The organism is Pantoea sp. Taur, assembly GCF_009830025.1.
In the GTDB taxonomy this organism is placed as follows: Bacteria; Pseudomonadota; Gammaproteobacteria; order Enterobacterales; family Enterobacteriaceae; genus Pantoea; species Pantoea communis.
In genome coordinates, this window is the sequence record NZ_SZZZ01000057.1 from 1 (window position 1) to 1,758 (window position 1,758).

1 rRNA gene is annotated in these 1,758 nt (G+C 52.7%); it reads left to right on the forward strand.

Annotated features, from left to right (window positions below):
- The first annotated feature begins 164 nt into the window (after nucleotides 1-164).
- A 16S ribosomal RNA gene (locus tag FD744_RS25195) occupies nucleotides 165-1,704 on the forward strand.
- Nucleotides 1,705-1,758 lie beyond the last annotated feature (54 nt).

Consider the following 1,758-nt stretch of genomic DNA (forward strand, 5'->3'; position numbering starts at 1 on the left):
GCTCTTTAACAATTTATCAGACAATCTGTGTGGGCACTCGCAGGATTGATATCAGCGTCTCCGGACGTAAAAAATATCAAGTCTCACGAGTGAACACATAATGAAATTCATTATGACGTTTTACAGATGAGCATCGCTGAACTTGTTTCAGCAAATCAAACTTTAAATTGAAGAGTTTGATCATGGCTCAGATTGAACGCTGGCGGCAGGCCTAACACATGCAAGTCGAACGGTAGCACAGAGAGCTTGCTCTCGGGTGACGAGTGGCGGACGGGTGAGTAATGTCTGGGAAACTGCCCGATGGAGGGGGATAACTACTGGAAACGGTAGCTAATACCGCATAACGTCTTCGGACCAAAGTGGGGGACCTTCGGGCCTCACACCATCGGATGTGCCCAGATGGGATTAGCTAGTAGGTGGGGTAATGGCTCACCTAGGCGACGATCCCTAGCTGGTCTGAGAGGATGACCAGCCACACTGGAACTGAGACACGGTCCAGACTCCTACGGGAGGCAGCAGTGGGGAATATTGCACAATGGGCGCAAGCCTGATGCAGCCATGCCGCGTGTATGAAGAAGGCCTTCGGGTTGTAAAGTACTTTCAGCGGGGAGGAAGGCGATGGAGTTAATAGCTTCATCGATTGACGTTACCCGCAGAAGAAGCACCGGCTAACTCCGTGCCAGCAGCCGCGGTAATACGGAGGGTGCAAGCGTTAATCGGAATTACTGGGCGTAAAGCGCACGCAGGCGGTCTGTCAAGTCGGATGTGAAATCCCCGGGCTTAACCTGGGAACTGCATTCGAAACTGGCAGGCTAGAGTCTTGTAGAGGGGGGTAGAATTCCAGGTGTAGCGGTGAAATGCGTAGAGATCTGGAGGAATACCGGTGGCGAAGGCGGCCCCCTGGACAAAGACTGACGCTCAGGTGCGAAAGCGTGGGGAGCAAACAGGATTAGATACCCTGGTAGTCCACGCCGTAAACGATGTCGACTTGGAGGTTGTGCCCTTGAGGCGTGGCTTCCGGAGCTAACGCGTTAAGTCGACCGCCTGGGGAGTACGGCCGCAAGGTTAAAACTCAAATGAATTGACGGGGGCCCGCACAAGCGGTGGAGCATGTGGTTTAATTCGATGCAACGCGAAGAACCTTACCTACTCTTGACATCCAGAGAACTTAGCAGAGATGCTTTGGTGCCTTCGGGAACTCTGAGACAGGTGCTGCATGGCTGTCGTCAGCTCGTGTTGTGAAATGTTGGGTTAAGTCCCGCAACGAGCGCAACCCTTATCCTTTGTTGCCAGCGGTCCGGCCGGGAACTCAAAGGAGACTGCCAGTGATAAACTGGAGGAAGGTGGGGATGACGTCAAGTCATCATGGCCCTTACGAGTAGGGCTACACACGTGCTACAATGGCGCATACAAAGAGAAGCGACCTCGCGAGAGCAAGCGGACCTCATAAAGTGCGTCGTAGTCCGGATTGGAGTCTGCAACTCGACTCCATGAAGTCGGAATCGCTAGTAATCGTAGATCAGAATGCTACGGTGAATACGTTCCCGGGCCTTGTACACACCGCCCGTCACACCATGGGAGTGGGTTGCAAAAGAAGTAGGTAGCTTAACCTTCGGGAGGGCGCTTACCACTTTGTGATTCATGACTGGGGTGAAGTCGTAACAAGGTAACCGTAGGGGAACCTGCGGTTGGATCACCTCCTTACCTGAAGATACCTTCCTTCGAAGTGCTCACACAGATTGTCTGATAGAAAAGTAA